The sequence below is a fragment of the Providencia sp. 2023EL-00965 genome, from assembly GCF_033550225.1.
GTDB lineage: Bacteria > Pseudomonadota > Gammaproteobacteria > Enterobacterales > Enterobacteriaceae > Providencia > Providencia manganoxydans.
In genome coordinates this window covers 185910-203923 of record NZ_JAWUEH010000008.1, presented here as the reverse complement: position 1 = coordinate 203923, position 18014 = coordinate 185910, and the positions used below count along the sequence as shown (strand labels likewise).

17 protein-coding genes are annotated in these 18014 nt (G+C 38.7%); 5 read left to right on the top strand and 12 right to left on the bottom strand.

Annotated features, from left to right (window positions below; genetic code table 11):
• Positions 1-96 precede the first annotated feature (96 nt).
• The 4 genes from SC428_RS12190 to ppiA form a co-directional block, all read right to left on the bottom strand.
• Positions 97-564 carry an SIS domain-containing protein gene (locus SC428_RS12190; protein ID WP_318707887.1) on the bottom strand — a complete coding sequence of 156 codons (468 nt, stop codon included), beginning with the start codon at positions 562-564 and terminating at the stop codon, positions 97-99.
• A 142-nt stretch (positions 565-706) separates the two neighbouring features.
• A complete protein-coding gene (locus SC428_RS12185; RefSeq protein ID WP_318707886.1) occupies positions 707-1471 on the bottom strand; it encodes a hypothetical protein in 765 nt (254 codons plus the stop codon).
• 27 nt (positions 1472-1498) lie between these two features.
• The gene (agaR, locus tag SC428_RS12180; RefSeq protein WP_070929392.1) at positions 1499-2272 is read right to left on the bottom strand and encodes a transcriptional repressor AgaR; all 774 of its coding nucleotides are present in this window, start codon (positions 2270-2272) and stop codon (positions 1499-1501) included.
• A 384-nt stretch (positions 2273-2656) separates the two neighbouring features.
• Positions 2657-3229, bottom strand: coding sequence for a peptidylprolyl isomerase A (gene ppiA, locus SC428_RS12175; protein WP_140179621.1), 573 nt, complete (start codon positions 3227-3229; stop codon positions 2657-2659).
• A gap of 594 nt (positions 3230-3823) precedes the next feature.
• On the opposite strand from ppiA, the gene yihA reads away from it, so the two are divergent.
• Entirely contained in the window at positions 3824-4435 is a 612-nt protein-coding gene (gene yihA / locus SC428_RS12170; RefSeq protein ID WP_140179623.1) for a ribosome biogenesis GTP-binding protein YihA/YsxC, read from the top strand.
• A 552-nt stretch (positions 4436-4987) separates the two neighbouring features.
• Here the strand turns inward: yihA and SC428_RS12165 are convergent.
• Positions 4988-5770 (bottom strand): SDR family oxidoreductase, encoded by a 783-nt coding sequence (locus SC428_RS12165; protein ID WP_070929394.1) that lies wholly within the window; start codon positions 5768-5770, stop codon positions 4988-4990.
• A gap of 306 nt (positions 5771-6076) precedes the next feature.
• On the opposite strand from SC428_RS12165, the gene tolC reads away from it, so the two are divergent.
• On the top strand, positions 6077-7417 hold the full coding sequence (tolC, locus tag SC428_RS12160) for an outer membrane channel protein TolC (protein ID WP_318707885.1): 1341 nt from the start codon (positions 6077-6079) through the stop codon (positions 7415-7417).
• Positions 7418-7584: 167 nt separating this feature from the next.
• Here the strand turns inward: tolC and polA are convergent, their stop codons facing one another.
• The 4 genes from polA to SC428_RS12140 form a co-directional block, all read right to left on the bottom strand.
• Positions 7585-10377, bottom strand: coding sequence for a DNA polymerase I (polA, locus tag SC428_RS12155; RefSeq protein ID WP_318707884.1), 2793 nt, complete (start codon positions 10375-10377; stop codon positions 7585-7587).
• A 366-nt stretch (positions 10378-10743) separates the two neighbouring features.
• Positions 10744-11367: a thiol:disulfide interchange protein DsbA gene (dsbA, locus tag SC428_RS12150; RefSeq protein WP_070929395.1), complete on the bottom strand. Its 624-nt coding sequence runs from the start codon at positions 11365-11367 to the stop codon at positions 10744-10746.
• A 32-nt stretch (positions 11368-11399) separates the two neighbouring features.
• Positions 11400-12395: a serine/threonine protein kinase gene (locus SC428_RS12145; protein WP_318707883.1), complete on the bottom strand. Its 996-nt coding sequence runs from the start codon at positions 12393-12395 to the stop codon at positions 11400-11402.
• A gap of 6 nt (positions 12396-12401) precedes the next feature.
• Positions 12402-12671 carry a YihD family protein gene (locus SC428_RS12140; protein WP_318707882.1) on the bottom strand — a complete coding sequence of 90 codons (270 nt, stop codon included), beginning with the start codon at positions 12669-12671 and terminating at the stop codon, positions 12402-12404.
• A 338-nt stretch (positions 12672-13009) separates the two neighbouring features.
• Here SC428_RS12140 and mobA point away from each other — a divergent pair, with 338 nt between their 5' ends.
• From mobA to SC428_RS12125, 3 genes are all read left to right on the top strand, one after another.
• Positions 13010-13591 carry a molybdenum cofactor guanylyltransferase MobA gene (gene mobA, locus SC428_RS12135; protein WP_070929398.1) on the top strand — a complete coding sequence of 194 codons (582 nt, stop codon included), beginning with the start codon at positions 13010-13012 and terminating at the stop codon, positions 13589-13591.
• Between the two features lie 2 nt (positions 13592-13593).
• Positions 13594-14115: a molybdopterin-guanine dinucleotide biosynthesis protein MobB gene (gene mobB, locus SC428_RS12130; protein WP_140179791.1), complete on the top strand. Its 522-nt coding sequence runs from the start codon at positions 13594-13596 to the stop codon at positions 14113-14115.
• A 76-nt stretch (positions 14116-14191) separates the two neighbouring features.
• Complete coding sequence (locus SC428_RS12125; RefSeq protein WP_318707881.1) at positions 14192-14467, top strand: hypothetical protein; 276 nt, start codon at positions 14192-14194, stop codon at positions 14465-14467.
• Here SC428_RS12125 and SC428_RS12120 read toward each other — a convergent pair.
• The 3 genes from SC428_RS12120 to SC428_RS12110 all read right to left on the bottom strand — a co-directional run bounded on the left by SC428_RS12120 (position 14439) and on the right by SC428_RS12110 (position 17937).
• Positions 14439-15431, bottom strand: coding sequence for a hypothetical protein (locus SC428_RS12120; protein WP_318707880.1), 993 nt, complete (start codon positions 15429-15431; stop codon positions 14439-14441). The two genes, SC428_RS12125 and SC428_RS12120, sit on opposite strands and share 29 nt — an antisense overlap.
• Positions 15432-15498: 67 nt before the next feature.
• A complete protein-coding gene (gorA, locus tag SC428_RS12115) occupies positions 15499-16851 on the bottom strand; it encodes a glutathione-disulfide reductase (protein WP_070929402.1) in 1353 nt (450 codons plus the stop codon).
• Between the two features lie 243 nt (positions 16852-17094).
• On the bottom strand, positions 17095-17937 hold the full coding sequence (locus tag SC428_RS12110) for a 23S rRNA (adenine(2030)-N(6))-methyltransferase RlmJ (protein WP_140186267.1): 843 nt from the start codon (positions 17935-17937) through the stop codon (positions 17095-17097).
• Positions 17938-18014 lie beyond the last annotated feature (77 nt).

Sequence of the window (18014 nt, the reverse complement as noted above, 5' to 3'; positions counted from 1 at the left end):
GCGAACATGAATATCCACAAATATCTCCTTGGTAATCATAAATTCCCCGTACAAAAATGTACGGATAATACCAAGTGGCTCAGTTTTCTATGATCGTTAGTGGATCAGTTTTACATGATCAGTGACAGGGCTATTACCCGAACGCGCATATGAAACTAATAATGTAGGTTTATTTATATCGAGATAATGTTTAGGAGCAGCTACGATATCAGTCACTGCATAGCTATAAGTATTCAGTCCACTGTGTTGGCGGAGCCACGGTGCTATTGTTTTACCTACAAACCCAGAAGAACCAGCACCACATAACACAATTTGTAAATCAGGTTTTGCTAATGCCTCTAAAAGAAAAGGCCGCCATTCTTCTGCCTTATTACTCAACTCTTTGTATAGTTGACGCCATAAATGCGGTTGATGGCTAATTTCTTGGGCAGTGAATAATGCCCCATATTGTTCTAGACATAACAATGAGTAACCCAAATAGAATTGATTATTTGGACTATTTATTGCACCTTTATATTTTATATATGGACTTTTTTTAATTTTAATAGTTTCACTAGTATGCATTATTTAATCACCAATAATTAGCTATCGCATCAAAAAAAATAAATATTAATCGTAGGAAATTTTAATATCACAGTTTGCAAACAAAAGAAACAAAACTAAATCTACATTTTAAACATAATAAAAACCAACAAAAAATAATAATCTAATCAATTAAATCATCTAAGTAAGCAGATGTAATTCCTTTGGCTTTTAATATATGAAATAAACCACTAGCTGAAGTAAATGAACAGTCTAATTTTTCTTTTATACGTTGAATACGCTTCTGTTCAGAAAATAGAGAACACCCATGATATGCACTAATTTCTTTTAATTTATATTGTGATAATAAAAGTTTAATTGTGATGATTTCCTTACGAGTTAAGCGAACGTCGCCGAACCGCATATACCCATGAATATTTAATAAATCAGACATTGTCATATTGTTTTTTTGAGGAAAATCAAATTCTATATGGCTATTTTTTTTAAAATTAAATGTGGCTTTTTTGTTCTTATTCCATATTAAAAATGCGTAATCTGCTATGATGGGCCTACATGTATATAGCGTCATTATACTTCCTATTGGCAATTTATTCATATATCCTATGGAAAATATTTCATATATCTCCCCATATTTAATACATATATCTATTTTATCTCTATATAATTTATTCATGATTTTTTTATGAAGCTCTGAATAATCACTCCAACATTTAATACCAGGAGTTAATCTATCTTTAAAAATCAATCCCAGATCATTTTCACATAAAACAACAATCCAACCATAGTTATTAGTTAGTATATTAATTTTTTCATTTTTAATATCAATTCTTGCATATTCAATATCAATCTCCTTCCAATCAAAATAACCAGAAAATTTATTCTTCATATCAAAACACATTATTTCAACTAATTTTTCATCAATCGCCATAAATTACCTCATTAATGAATATAATATTTAATCATCAACAACTATAACGTCTACTCCTATTGAGATTAAAAATTGATAGTAACTATCTGGGATACGGCTATCGGTGATAATTTTATTTATTAAGTTAGCTTTACGTATTAAACAGAAACTCTTCCGACCAAACTTGCTTCCATCTGCCACAGCAATGATCTGATGTGCGACATTACACATTATTCTATTAAGATTTGCTTCTTCACTATTGGGCGTTGTAATGCCGGCTTCAAGATCAAAACCATCTCCCCCAAGAAATAAAGTATCAAAACGATGTAAAGATAGCTGTTGCTCAGCCATAAAACCGTATAAAGAATAAGATTTCTTACGCACATGACCGCCTAAAATCATTACATCAATATTTTCAAAACTAGATAGCTCATAAGCAATATTTAACGCATTAGTCATGACAACCAAGTCACGACGCGGTTTTAAAAAGGGAACAATTTCTGCGGTTGTTGAACCCGAATCAATTAATAATGAATCACCATCCTTCACAAATTCAGCCGCTTTTTGAGCAATACGTATTTTAATATCTCGCTCCACTCCCCCCTTAACTTGCAATGGCCTGTCAAAAGCAAATTTATGGTTTACCATGGCACCACCATAGGAACGCAAAGCACATCCTTTCCCTTCGAGATAGCGTAGGTCATTACGGATTGTGACACTCGATACGCTGAACTGCTTACTTAATGCATCAACACGAACGCTGCCTTTATGGCACAGTATATCCATAATACATTCCCGTCTTTTTACTGTATCCATACTCATAGTCTTCATTCCCTTATTATCACCGTCCACCTATCTGCCGCTTATTTTCATTAAAACAAAGTCGATTAAGTGGAAATGTGATCTTTGTTAAACTTCACTTTCCAAGCAAATAATCCCTAAAAAGCTTTCATTTACATCTGAAATGAAAGGTGCAGTTTCTTTTTCATAAACGCTTTATTAGCCTAAATACTTATTAAAAACCAGTATTCGGGTTATCAAATTACACTGACAACGAAATCTCTCTAAAAAAATGTAAAACGAGTGATTTTCAAATCGCTCGGTGAGCAAGATCACAAAATTGAATTTAGGCAACAACTCTCACGGGGGGATGGGAGAAAGGGAGCTGAGTGGGCAAATGCATGCGATCTACCCACTCATGATAAATTATGGTTTTTTAATTACTTCAGCAGAAATAATCGAAATAGGTTCAACAGGTACGTTTTGGTATGGGCCAACATTTTCTGTTTTGACTTTAGATATTTTATCAACAACATCCATGCCCTTCACTACCTTGCCAAAAACTGCGTAACCGAAATCACGTTGACCGTGATCTAAGAACGCATTATCGGCAACGTTAATAAAAAACTGGCTGGTTGCACTGTCTTTATTTGCTGTACGTGCCATAGAAATCGTTCCACGTAAATTACGTAAGCCGTTATCCGCTTCATTCTTAATTGGAGCACGAGTCTGTTTTTGCTGAAGATCTTTGTTAAAACCGCCACCTTGGATCATAAAACCAGGGATAACACGGTGGAAGGTAGTTCCGTTGTAATAACCTTCGTTTACATATTGAAGAAAGTTTTCAGTAGTTACTGGTGCTTTTTTATCATTCAATTCGAGTTCAATATTGCCCATCGACGTGACTAACTTCACGTAAGTTTCACCCGCAGCGAGAGCAAGAGAAGATGCACTGATAGCACAGACTGCTAGTAGAGGCACAAAAATTCGTTTTAACATTCAAGATCCCTTTCGCTATAGCTAATGACTTATTTATACTGTAATGACTTCGCACCTTTTAGATGCGAAGCTTCCCACGTCCTTGACTGCTGCTGAGCTTCCTCAGTCTGATGCAAGCCTTAATGGGCAGTAACGACGTATCCGCCGCATTGCTTGTACTATAAAACACGAAACCTTTGGCTTCAATGCTCTATCTTTCAGCGCACATTAAATACTGCTTCACGGTGAATATAATTAAATAACTCGCAATGCGGCTTAGTAAACCTATGAAAATAATTATTCATCAATAACTCGCCAACAATTTCACTATTTATTGTAGGTTATTGTACGCTGAATCTAATCCACCAATTCTAGAGCGAAGATTATTATATTGTTGAACATTTACCTTTATTTACGCCAAATCGCCCTCTCCTCATCAAATATAGTCTAATTTCTATAAATACTGATTAAATTGTATTTTTCATCATGTGAAATGAGCTTACTCACTCAGGTTGAAAGAGCATATAAGCATCAACTGCCATTTTAGCTTTGTTTGTCTGTCTCCTATAGCTATAATCCCTGAGCCTCAAAAGGTAAACTCAGGGAGAACAACCAATGGCAATTAAAAATCATAATTATCACATGGCAAAATTTGTCATCAGTGCACCCGATATCCGTCATCTACCTAAAGATACGGGTATAGAAGTTGCCTTTGCAGGCCGCTCCAATGCAGGAAAATCCAGTGCACTAAATGCACTCACCCAACAAAAAAGTTTAGCACGTACCAGTAAAACGCCAGGGCGAACACAACTTATCAACCTATTTGAGGTTGAAGAAGGAATTCGTTTAGTCGATTTGCCGGGTTACGGCTATGCCGAAGTTCCTGAAGAAATGAAGCGCAAATGGCAAAAAGCGCTTGGTGAGTACCTACAAAAAAGAGAATGTATCAAAGGACTGGTTGTACTGATGGATATACGTCATCCATTGAAAGATCTGGATATGCAAATGATCGAATGGTCGATTGCGATGGAAGTCCCTGTCTTGGTATTGCTCACTAAAGCAGATAAACTCGCTTCTGGCGCCAGAAAAAAACAGCTAATGGAAGTTCGCCAAACACTTGAACCATTAGGTGGTGATGTTGAGGTTGAATATTTTTCTGCGCTGAAAAAGATTGGGATCGATAAACTGCGTATCAAACTCGATAGCTGGTATAGCACACAAGCCTAATTTCCATTTATTTCCTTGTGCGTCATGTTGTTGGCGCATAACGGCAGATTTTTATCAATAGGTCGAATTTCGGATAAAAAAATGCTCCAGTCAAAAATGTTGACTGGAGCAGCTAATATTCAGCTAAATCCGATTACGTGAAGTAAAAGGTCTGAAAGATAGAACATCTTACCTCTGTACCCTACGCCGTATACTTTACTTGATTCTTTGCACAAAAAAAAGCTTTTATGTAATTTTTTTTCAATGCTTACTACGATTCAGCGAATAAAACATCGTTTTGAAAGCCAAAAACCGTATTTTTATTACATATTTATGAGAGCTAAGTCGCATTAATATGTAATGTAAATTTTTTTACTAACTAAGTATAACAACTCTATCCAGAGCAAAAAATAAACTATTTATTCATAATATGAATAAATAGTCATTGTAAAAGCTTGCATTACCAATCATGATAACTAGCAATCGTGACAGTTTTATAACAAAAGAATAAAGGCCATTCTTACATTGTGGCACTTGTAAGAAACTTCAATTGGAAATGTATGCTATTGCTGATTAAATCGTTGTCTCGGGTAACAATGCCCCGCCATCGACAACAATGGTTTGTCCTGTAATATAACTCGCTACAGGCGATGCTAAAAACACCATCGCCGCGGCAATATCTTGCCCTTCGCCTAAGCGCCCTAATGGCACATTCCGCGCAATACTCTGATTAAGCTGTTCATCACCTAAATTAGCCATAGCGGGTGTACGGATCATACCCGGTTCAACGCCATTAACGGTGATCCCAAAAGGGGCTAATTCAAGTGCCGCAGCTTTAATGAAGCCATTCACCCCTGCTTTGGAGGCCGCATAGTGTGCTAATCCTGGGTAAGCTACTTTTGGCCCAGTGACTGAAGAGGTGATCAAAATACGTCCACCTCCCTGCTTTTTCATTAATGGCTGAGCCGCTTGGGTTAAATAAAATGGCGCCATTAAATTAACACTCAACGTTTTCTGTAATAATGGCTCATCAATTTGCATGAATTCAGTCAATGGAAAATAAGCCGCATTATGTACCACAATGTCTAATCGATGATATTCACGTTCTATTTTTGTCACTAATGCACGAATTTGCTGTTGTACAGAACAATCACAACTTTCTGCATCAACGTGATAACCCTGCTCAGTTAATGAAGTGGCGACTTGCTGTGCCTTTTGTCGCTGTAAATCCGCTACAATGACTAAACCACCTAATTTAGCAAAGGCTTCAACAATCGCTAAACCAATACCTTGAGCGCCACCCGTAACGAGTACTACCTGCCCTTGAAATGCAGTTGGAGAAAATAAGCGTTCCATGATCAATCCTTTGGCTCTGAGATAAGCCTGTCATCATAAAAGACAAAACTCTATATTGAGGTAACAAAATGTACGATGACAATCGTTCTTAGGAAGTAAATGCAAATTACGTTAGATAGTAAAATAATCTCATTTTTACACCGACTTAATCAAGTTGGCTTATATATCAAAACATACATATTAAATTTTCACATGCAACTTTTTACATTTGAATTTTAATAGCTGAGCTATAATAATTTAATTAATAACTTATTTCTTAAATCGCCTTTAGTCTAACTATCAGAAACTAATTAGGAATTACCACTAATGAATAAAATAATTAAATTATTTATTTTAATGAGTTCAATAATCATTGTTTATAATTGTAACGCAGAGGACTTATTGCAAATTTATAAAATAACGAAAGATAACAACCCTGTATTAAAAAAAATAGAAAGTGACCGTTATCAAGCCTATAAAAAAGTCGATGAAGAACGTAGTTCATTACTACCTCAATTAAACTTAACAGCTAATTCAAGCTATAAAAATAATGATGAAACAAATGATAATAAAAACATTAAAAATGCCGAACTTTCCCTACAGATGACACAATCTATAATTGATATATCTAAGTGGAAATCATTATCTATTCAAGAAAAACATGCCGCTATTTCAGATATTAACTATCAAGTAAACCAACAAGATCTTCTGTTAGAAACGGCTATCTCTTACTTTAATATCTTAAAGTCTATTGATGCCCTCGCTTACATAAAAGCCCATAAACTCGCCGTTTATCATCAGTTAGATCAAACGACACAACGCTTTAATGTCGGGCTAACCACCATCACTGATGTACAAAATGCGAGAGCTAACTATGACAGTATCATTGCTCAAGAAGTTCTAGGTTACAACGAATTGAAGAATTCAGTTGAGATATTACGAAAAATCAGTGGGGTACAATATACTCAATTAGCGAAACTCAATATTAATAAGTTACAACTCACCAAACCCGATAACATCACATTTCTACTTGAAAATGCTCGAATTAAAAACCTTAGCTTATTAAAATCTCGACTTACACAAGAAATATCAAATGATAAAATATCCCTCGCCAAAAGCGGACATTTACCTATCGTCACTTTAGATGCCTCAACAGCCATTAATAACACTCAGCTAGATAAGAATAATAGTGAAAACCAATATAAAATAAATAACCATTCAGGGAAAAACAAGGCAACTATCTCGTTAAATTTGCCAATCTATCAAGGTAATGCAGTTAATTCTCAAGTTAAGCAAGCCCAGTATGGTTTTCAGGCTACAACAGAGCAACTTGAAAGTGATCATCGAAACGTTACTCAGCTAGTTAACTCTTCATACAATAATATATTGTCGTCAATAAGTAGTATTAATGCCTATAAACAACTAATCATTTCGACACAAAGCTCATTAGATGCCACAGAAGCCGGTTATCAAGTAGGAACGCGCACTATTGTCGATGTGCTATCTGCAACTTCCGCCCTCTATCAATCAAAGCAAAATTTATCGAATGTCCAATATGATTACATTATCAACCAATTAAGAATGGAGTATTTACAAGGATCTTTAAATGAAAATAGCCTTCAACGTGTCAATAAAATGTTAGAAGATGAAATATTCATTCCCAGCTGACAATATAAAAAGCTTATTTAATTTTATAACTTGTTTAGAGTTCAATAATAATATCAAATCTTCATATTTGTTTGGCTTATATATTAATGGAATATATAAAATTAACTTGATATACCTAAGTAAACCTGAGTCGAATAAATTATTATCCGACTCAGATCTGATTTTACTTAGTGGGCTTCATCCCAATTATCACCAATACCGACATCAACTTTTAACGGAACATCAAGTTGCATGCTTTGTTCCATCAATTCACGCACTTTTTCGATCACCCCATCTAATTCGCTTTCTTTCACTTCAAATACCAATTCATCATGAACTTGCATTAACATATCAGCATTAGGCTTCTCTGCTCGCAGCCAGCTATCAACGGCGATCATCGCCTTTTTGATAATATCCGCTGCGGTTCCTTGCATTGGGGCGTTGATCGCTTCACGCTCAGCAGCCTTCCGGCGCATTCCATTACTTGATTTAATATCAGCAAGATACAGACGACGCCCTTCTAATGTCTCTACATAGCCTTGTTCCGACGCTTGGTGGCGAGTGTTTTCCATATAACGCAACACACCTGGATAGCGCTCAAAATAGAGATCCATATAACGCTGCGCTTCACCACGAGGGATCCCTAACTGACGCGCCAAACCGAATGCGCTCATACCATAAATTAGGCCAAAGTTAATCGCTTTAGCGCTACGGCGCTGATCATTTGTTACTTGCTCAAGCGGAACGCCAAATACTTCTGCCGCAGTTGCACGGTGAATATCTTTGCCTTCCGCAAATGCGGTTAATAACCCTTTATCTTGCGATAGGTGAGCCATTATACGCAATTCAATTTGTGAATAGTCTGCCGCAACCACTTTGTAGCCTTTACGTGCAATAAATGCTTGGCGAATACGACGGCCTTCTTCTGTTCTCACTGGAATGTTTTGCAAATTAGGATCACGAGATGATAATCGGCCCGTCGCGGTAACAGCTTGATGATAAGAAGTATGTACCCGCTGGGTTTTCGGGCTAATCATTAGTGGCAATTTATCAGTGTAGGTTGATTTCAATTTTGCCAAGCTACGGTGCTCAAGTAGTAGTTTAGGCAGCGCATGATCCAACGCTAGCTCTTCCAACACCTCTTCATTGGTCGAGGCTGCTCCACTTGGCGTTTTTTTGATAATGGGTAATTGCAGCTTTTCAAAAAGAATAGTTTGCAATTGTTTTGGCGAAGCCAAGTTGAACTCTTCACCTGCTAATTCAAAGGCTTCTTTTTCGAGCTCAGCTAAACGGGCGGTAATTTGTTTCGATTGAGCCGCTAAAACATTCGCATCAATTAATACACCAGTACGCTCCATTCTGACTAGAACGGGAACTAATGGCATTTCAATTTCACGGAACACTTTATTCAGTTTAGGCTCAGCTTCAAGCTGCGGGTACAACGCTTGGTGCAGTAGCAAGGTGACGTCGGCATCTTCCGCCGCGTAATTTGCCGCTTGCTCAAGTGCTATTTGATTGAAAGTGAGCTGCTTTTTACCTTTACCTGCGATCTCTTCGAATGATACCGTTTTATGGTTAAGATGGCGCTCAGCTAAGCTATCCATATCATGACGCCCCATGCCTGCAACGCTATTTAGCACGTAAGACTCTAGCATAGTGTCAAATTCGATACCTTTTAACTCAATACCATAGTTGAGCAGCACTTCAGCGTCATATTTTAAATTTTGGCCAACCTTCAATATTTTGTCATTTTCTAATATCGGTTTCATTGCAGCCAAAACATCGTCTAGTGGCAATTGTACTGGCGCATCAAGGTAATCATGACCCAAAGGTAAATAAGCCGCTCGTCCTGCTTCAATAGCAAATGACATACCGACTAAACGCGCTTCTTGTGTGTTTAAACTGTCGGTTTCGGTATCAAAGGCAAACAGTGGTGCGGAGGCGAGTTTTTTGACCCAGCGCTCTAAATCAGCCTGTTCTAAAATGGTTTGATAATTTTCAGCGTTGAGTATTGGCGCTGCAACAATTGCCTCTACTTTCTTTTCAAACTTAGTGGCTGCTGGTGCTGAACTCTTACCATTTTTAGCATCCATCCATGTGCCACTTTCAACATCAGCGAGCCAACGTTTGAATTCGTAGCGACTAAATAACTGATGGAGTTTATCGACATTAGGCTCAGATACCGCTAATTCCTCACAGGTTTTTTCGAGTTCAACATCTGTTTTGATGGTAGCAAGTTGGTATGAAAGAAAGGCCAGTTCACGATTTTCTTCCATTTTTGGCGCTAATGTTTTAGATCCCCTAAAACCAAGCGGAGCAATATCATCTAAAGAATTATAGATTTTTTCTAAACTACCGATCCCTTGTAATAAGGCGAGAGCCGTTTTTTCACCGACTCCAGGTACGCCCGGAATGTTATCTGATGAATCGCCCATCAGTGCAAGAAAGTCGATGATCAGCTCAGGTGGTACACCATACTTATCTTCAACTTCTTGAGGACCAAGAATAGTATTGGTCATGGTATTGATAAGAGTGATATTAGGTTCCACCAGCTGTGCCATATCTTTATCACCCGTGCTGATCAAAACAGGGATCCCTTTTTGGCTCGCTTGCCTTGCCAACGTACCAATGACGTCATCAGCTTCAACACCTGAAACCACTAATAATGGTAGCCCCATCGCCTCAACCATTTCATGTAATGGTGCGATTTGTTCACGTAAATCATCAGGCATTGGTGGACGGTGTGATTTATAGCTTTCAAACAATTCATCACGAAATGTTTTTCCTTTAGCATCAAAGACGACAGCCACATGGCTTGGCTTATATTGCATAATCAAGCTACGCAACATATTGAGCACACCATACATGGCTCCTGTCGGTTCACCCGCACTGTTGGTTAGTGGTGGGAATGCATGATAAGCACGGTACAGGTAAGATGAACCATCTACCAATATAAGGGGATTTTCTGCTATCTGAGCCATAATCTGTCATCATCTTTTTTGTCAGGAATGAATGCCGATAGGATGCCACAATGTGCGTTCAGATACACGTTGAGTTTGCATCTACTCAAAATCGACCAAGACATTATTCACGTTATTTTGATGTTTTTTCTGATGGTTAATGGTTATTATAACCTGTGGATAACTCTGTGGGCAAAACTGCGTTCTGGCTTAGATTCAATAACTAAGAAAAGATCAAGTAGTTAAACAAGAAAATAAAATCAATGAGTTAGCTACATGAACATTGATCCTGCGCAAAAAAAGTATTTTTGCTCTATTGTGGATATTGATTACGGAGTGTGACAATTTTTGAAATGTGGCGGCAAACCGCACCGCCACAAGAGAAGGCTATTTTTTATTAACGAGATAGTTCACTACGTTAGAGAACTCTTTCGCATAGTCTGCTGCGTTTTCAACCGCAATACCATTATTGCGAACTTGGTATTTGCCATCAACAAACATTGCTGGAACCCCGCGCAGTTTAAGATCTTGAGCTGCATTTTGCTGTTTAGCAACCAGTGATTTTACAACAAAGCTATTCAGTGCTGCATCATACTCGTCACCACTTACACCCGCTTTAACGAAGGCATTACGGATATCCGCTGGCGTGTTGATAGATTGTGTTTTTTGAATACCTTCAAACAGAACTGGCGTCACTTTATCTTCAACTTTCAACACCATCGCGACTGCCCACGCTTGAGTTAGGTTTGAACCTAATGGGCCTAAAAAGTCAACGTGATAGCGTTCCATTTTCACGCCTTCTGGTAGATTTTTTTCTACCGTTTGCGGCACTTTGTACACATTTTCAAACTGATAGCAATGTGGGCAATAGAAAGAGAAGAACTCTAACACTTGCGGTAGGTTTTGCACTGGTTGTTTAATATCAGTGTACTCTTTACCTTCCGTATAATTTGCGGCGGCAGCCCCAAATGACATGGCAATACCAATTAACGCCAACATAATTTTTTTCATATACTATATTCTCCAAAAAACTCATTGAGTTATTAAAATTGAGGGGCTAACTGCAAAGGTGGCTCTTGCAACCGTTCAAGTTGCTGAGCAAATTCGATAGACTGTCTTTGCCAAAAATCGTCCTCTCTGATCCATGAAAACGCCCTTGGAAAAGCAGGATCCTGCCAACGGCGAATAATCCACCCTAAGTAATGAACCATTCGCATCGCTCTTAGCGGTTCAATTAACTTAAGTTCTTTCACATCAAAGTCACAAAACTCATTATAAGCTTCAAGCAAAGTGTCCAGTTGAAGCACTTGCTCTTGGCGAGAACCATTCAATAGCATCCACAAATCTTGTACTGCTGGACCATTGCGTGCATCATCAAAATCCACTAACCATGCCTCATCACGCCATAAGATATTCCCCGGATGGCAATCTCCCTGTAAACGCAGCGGTGATGTAATAACCGGCCAATCTTTTTTCACTTGAGCGATTAATTTATCCAGTGATTCGAGAAAGGTTTCTTTCCACTTTGGCGCAATCAACTCAGTTTGCGCCATGATTTGGCGAGGCTGATCAAGATATTCGGTTACCCCTAGTGTAGGGCGAAACATAAAAGTACTTTTTTTACCGATTTGATGGGTACGACCTAATAAGCGACCAACTTCTTCCAGTTGGAATAGATTATCCGCTTCATATTGACGACCACCAATACTCGGAAAAATAGCAAACATAAAACCGCCAAACTCTAATACGGTTTGTCCTGCAAATTCGAGCGGAGCGGCAACAGGTAATTCAGCATCTTGTAATTCAAGCGTAAAATCGTGTTCTTCTTGAATTTGTGAACGGTTCCAACGCTCAGGGCGATAAAATTTGACTACAAAGCGTTTACGGTTTTCATCTTGAAACTGATAAACCCGATTCTCATAGCTATTTAGCTCAGTTAATCCTGATTCAGGGTAAATACCCGCTTCCATCAGCGCATCAAGGATTAAATCAGGGGATATTTCGCTAAAATGAAAATGCGATTGTTCAACGTTATTCATTGCATGTTAGTCTTTTAGAATACCGCGGGCGCGTAATAATGCCGTTTTGAAGTCTTCCTCATAATCTTTTTTCAAACCAGGGATCGCTTCATTACTCTCTGTACCACGCATTTTCAGATGATAAATCAGTACATCATCCGTTAACTCAGATAATGAGCCTTTAAACCCTGCTTCATCAGCTAGTTTTTGCAATAATTCAACAAGATTTAGATCTGAGTTGTCCTTCCATACAGGATGTATTAGCTCAATAACTTCATTTAAGCGATGGCATTTCATGTATATTCCTTCATCACAAATATTTAGGCCAAATTAATTGATATCATACAAGAGAAAAAGCGAATTGATGTCAAGCTACGTAAAGTTTAACCTTAATATGCATGATATGCATGAATATTCGTTGAATTTATATACTCGTGATACTCCAAGATGCAGGGCTTCCATTAAGGTACACTAACGACGCTTAGCGAGTTGAGTCATAGTATTTGTCTATACTCCCCGCCTACCTTAGTTTATCGCCGGCCTATAACTCGCATTATTTAGCGTATAAATTTTAACGAATATATGTTTTTGTGTATGTTGAAACATTTTATTGAAGATCTTCAGAGATATTGAACATGCGACAATCCATTACAGGGGTGATTTTGGCTGGCGGCTTAGGCCGACGTATGGGCGGGCAAGATAAAGGCCTAATCACTTTACTTGGTAAACCACTTTACCAACACATTGCCGAGCGCCTTGAACCTCAAGTCGAGCAATTGATGATCAACGCTAATCGTAATCAAGCACGTTATCAACAAAGTGGGTTCCCAGTTATTTCAGATCTTACCGAAGATTTTTCTGGGCCGCTCGCTGGTATGCAAGCAGCATTGCACGCAGCCAAAACAGAATGGCTATTATTTGTTCCTTGTGATGTTCCTGCATTTCCATTAGATCTTGCGGTAACATTCTTTGAAAATAAAGGTGACAGCCTCGCTTGCTATGCGAATGATACTGAGCGTGACCATCCTACATTTGCTTTAATTCATCGTTCTCTCGCACCAAAATTAGATGAATATCTCGCCCGAGGAGAGCGTAAGCTAATGTTCTTTATGCAGGAAATCGCCGCAAAATGCGTTGTTTTTCCATCACAATTAGGCGCATTTACTAACTTGAACACACCCGAAGAGAGTCTCAACTGGGAGCTGCAACAAAAATAATGATGAACCAGAAATCGCTACCCCTACTCGCTATCACTGCATACAGTGGTACTGGCAAAACAACCCTATTAAAAAAAGTGATCCCATTACTACGCCAACGCAATATTCGAGTTGGTTTAGTCAAACATACCCATCACGATATGGATGTTGATAAACCAGGTAAAGACAGCTATGAGTTGCGTAAAGCAGGTGCCGATCAAACGCTGGTGGCAAGCCAAAAACGTTGGGCGCTAATGACGGAAACACCTGATAACGATACAGAGTTAGATCTGCAATATCTTGCTAGCCGTTTTGATGCAAATTCACTAGATCTGATATTGGTTGAAGGGTTTAAACATGAAACGATCAGCAAAATAGCCTTGTTTAGAGCAGAAGTCGGAAAGCCTCTTGATGATCTGCTCGATCAACATGTCATTGCCGTTGCAAGCAATCAAATTATCGATACTGTGTTGCCCCAGTTGGATATTAATAATCCTGAGCAAATCGCTGATTATATTGAGTCTTGGTGGCAAAAAAGCCAGTAACTATATGTGGCTTATCGAGAAAAAATAGGCCACGCTTTATTAATGTCGTATTTGATTAAACATAGGAAATAGGTCGATGAATTGTAATGAATGCAATTTAGTTGAAGCAAATAAAGCATCAGGCCTATGTGAACGATGTGAACAAATTGAGATGACTAAAATTAATGATGTACTTTATCTACCTGCATTAGGTTTAATTATTAGTCTATTGGTTATTCCTTGGGAGCTTTATCATTTTACACAGGTAATATTCAGCTATTTAAAGCATGGTAGTTTTTTGAACAGCTATTTAATTGGAGCAATGGGGTGTTTACCAAATAACATTATCTCCACTCAAAACTCCTATTTTTAAATATAGGGATCAACTTAGAGGAATAAAAACCTTTTCGTTTGAAAGAGATAGTTATATTTCCTCTTGGATGAGCCGAGTCAACAAAACAGATATTATCATCAAACATAAAATCACCAAGAAAATAGGAAGCTAGCATTGTCACTACGACATCCTCATCAGTGAATTTTTTTTGGCTCTCCTTAAAAAAGACTGGAGAATAAATATCATGGTCATGAACCCAAAACCACTGCCCCTGAGGATCCCAAGCTAACATTTCATAGCCATCTCCAACAAAAAAGTAAGCCACCAAGCTACGTTGATAAAGCTTTCCGACCCTACTATCAGCAGATAGTGCGTCAATAAAGTCTTCGGGAAATGAGCGTTCTGCTAAAAAATCAAGTACATTGCCCATGTCTTTAACATCAACAAAATAACCCTCATTACTCATTTCAATATCATATTGGTCAATCACTTTAATCACTTCAGGCAGGGTGACATTTAAACGTTTTTCAATCTCTTGATAAAATTCTTTTGTTGGTAGATTCGCTTTTAGGGCTAATGTATTACCTGTATTTTCTTCGAAATAATTATCATCATCCAGTAAATTGAAAAGCGCTTGTAACCGTTGTATCACCGTACGATTATCATCGTGTAATGCCGCTGTCTCCACACCAATATCAACAATCTTACATTGATGGTCAAAATGGCGCTTTTTCCCTTCTGAATTAACTAAAGAGCCAGTCATTTTCAAAGTTTGCGCATTTTCAGGAATTGAAAACATAGCGATAGAAGCAGGAGTCGTATTAACGTGAGATGATTGATTAGTAGGATCCAGTGTTGCCATCAACTGTCCATCGATAAATATTTTTCCCTCAAGCTGAGTTTCTTTATCAAGATATGAGTAAAAAGAGGTCATTCCTTTTGCTGAGGCCATAAAAGAATTTCCAAATATAAGAAATAAACAAAGTAATAAATAAGATTTCATCAATCACTCAAGAAAAAGGCCGAATCCAATAGATTCAGCCTATTATATGACCTATTTACTGAGGTAGTTAACGCATCGTGACAAATTCTTCTGCCGCAGTTGGGTGAATCGCCACAGTATTGTCGAAATCTTTCTTCGTTGCACCCATTTTCAGCGCTACTGCGAAGCCTTGTAAGATTTCATCCATGCCAAAGCCAATACCATGAATACCGACAATTTTCTCATCAGCCCCCGCACACACTAATTTCATACGGCATGGCTGGCGATGAGAGGTCACAGCAGTGTACATCGCCGTAAATGATGACTTATAGCATTTGACCTGATCTGCGCCATATTTTTCAATCGCTTCAGGCTCAGTTAATCCAACAGTACCAATTGGTGGGTGGCTAAATACAACCGTTGGTATATTGCTGTAATCTAAATGTTCATCAGGCTTATTATTAAATAAGCGCTCAGATAAGCGGCGACCTGCGGCAACAGCAACTGGGGTTAATTCAACCGCTCCCGTGTTATCACCTACCGCATAAACACCTGCAACATTAGTATTTTGGTATTTATCAACCTTGATATAACCTTTGTCATTCAGCTCTACACCAGTCGCTTCGATATTTAGGTTATCTGTCATTGGCTCACGACCAATTGCCCAGATCAACACGTCGACCGTTTGCTCTTTGCCATTTTCTAGCTTCAGAGTCAGGGAGCCATCTGCATTCTTAATCACTTCTTTTGGTACTGATTCAGTGTGCAGCGTTGGACCTTCAGTGTTCATTACTTCCACTAACGTCTCAACAATCAGAGGATCAAATGAGCGAAGCGGTGCATGTTTACGCACAAATAGATGCGCTTCACTACCAAGACCATTTAATACCCCTGCAAGCTCTACCGCGATATAGCCAGCACCAACCACCGCAACACGTTTTGGTAGCTCTTCTAATTCAAAGAAACCATCCGATGTCATACCATACTCTGCACCTGGAATAGCAGGGATCACAGGACGACCGCCCGTTGCAATTAAAATATGATCAGCGGTATAAATTTCACCATCGACTTCAACAGTGTGTGCATCAACAAAACGGGCAAAGCCGTGGATCACATCAACTTTGTTATTACCTAAAACACGATCATAAGATTGGTGGATACGATCAATGTAAGCGGTACGGCTCGCAATTAAAGTTTTCCAATCAAAACGGTTAATTGTCGCGTCAAAACCATAGTCAGGACCGTAAGCACGGATCGCTTCTGAAATTTGTGCAGCATGCCACATCACTTTCTTTGGTACACAACCGACGTTTACACAGGTTCCACCCAATGCTTTCGCTTCGATCAGGGCACATTTTTGTCCATACATCGCTGCTCGGTTCATCGAAGCAATGCCGCCACTACCACCACCAATTGCAATATAGTCGTAATGCTTGCTCATAACTTGGTTATCCCATTTTTACTCGTCATACTTCAAGATGCAGGGTTGTTGGCTGCGCTCAGCTGGCCGAGTCACATAGTTCATCTATGCTCCCCGTCTATCTTCGCTTGCCGCCTACCTGCATCTCGAACTATTTAGAGTATTGATTAATTAAAAAGCTAATACTTACTATTATGCTAATTATCCCTCTAAGCACAATAGTTTCAATGGATAGGAATTTCCTTTTAATGCAATAGGTTTTGCCTATTCAGGTACAACCCATTCAACTAACGTGTGCCCTGTTCCCTCTGGGACAAGTGTTTTATGTAACCAAGGCAGAACATTTTTCATTTGCTGTTCAAGTTTCCATGGCGGATTGATGACAATCATGCCAGATGCAGTCATACCACGTTGATCACTATCAGGGCGCACAGCTAACTCAATTTGCAGTATTTTGCGGATCCCTGTGGCTTCCAATTGGTTGAGCATTCGCTTGATTTGTTGACGTAATACCACTGGATACCAAATAGCATAAGTCCCTGTTGCAAAACGTTTATATCCTTCAACAATTCCTTTTACAACAGCTTCGTAATCCGATTTCAGTTCATAAGGTGGATCCATTAACATAAAACCACGACGACTCGGAGGTGGAAGTTTGGCTTTTAACTGTTGGTATCCATCGCCTTTAGAAACTTGTGCACGTGCATCACGTGAGAATTCCGCTCGTAATAACGGGTAATCGGTAGGATGTAACTCAGTCAGAGCTAATTTATCCTGCTCACGCAATAAATACTTAGCCAGTAAAGGTGAACCTGGATAATAACGTAGTCGCCCACTATCATTCATTTGGCGAACAATATTCATATAAGGAACAAGTTCTTCAGGTAAGTCGGGCTGCTCCCAGATCCGCGCAATTCCTTGCAGATATTCGCCCGTTTTTTCTGCATGTTCACCCGTTAATTGATAGCGGCCAGCACCTGAATGGGTATCAACATATAGAAAAGGCTTTTCTTTCTCTTTGAGAGACTCGATGATGAGGCTTTGAACAGTATGTTTTAGCACATCTGCATGATTGCCTGCGTGAAAACTGTGGCGGTAACTTAGCATGATACTCTTATTTCCTGAGGAAATTCCATAGTCACCCGCATGGCAACTATCGAATAAATTCTTTAAAGATAGTCTGT